A 331-nucleotide genomic window follows, 5' to 3' on the forward strand; every position below is an offset into this window, starting at 1 on the left:
TAGTGCGGTACTGCAAGAGTTTGCAGATAACAACACCATCTTAAAAGACAATGCTGCGCAAACGTGGATCGCCGGCGCTAACGCGACGATACGCGAGCAAGTAAACAGTATTTTAAACACTGAAAATGGCGTCAATGATCGCATTGCAACTGCAGAGAGAAGCTTAGACGCAATTAAATGTGAAATCAGCCAAAGCGGTAGCCATATAAGCGGCCGTGAGCTCAATCTAAAAGAGCAAGGCTTAGCTGATATTATCAATGCCTATAACCAGCTGCAGCAAGATAAAGACTTAGCAGCACAAGGTTATAGATTGTCAGTGGCCACAGAAAAG

1 protein-coding gene is annotated in these 331 nt (G+C 44.4%); it reads left to right on the forward strand.

The genetic code is table 11. From position 1 onward, the window contains the following. The coding region (locus CWB80_RS22660) for a hypothetical protein (protein ID WP_171041583.1) at window positions 1–331 on the forward strand (331 nt) is incomplete at both ends.

The organism is Pseudoalteromonas sp. S1650, from assembly GCF_005887195.1.
Classification (GTDB): domain Bacteria; phylum Pseudomonadota; class Gammaproteobacteria; order Enterobacterales; family Alteromonadaceae; genus Pseudoalteromonas; species Pseudoalteromonas simplex.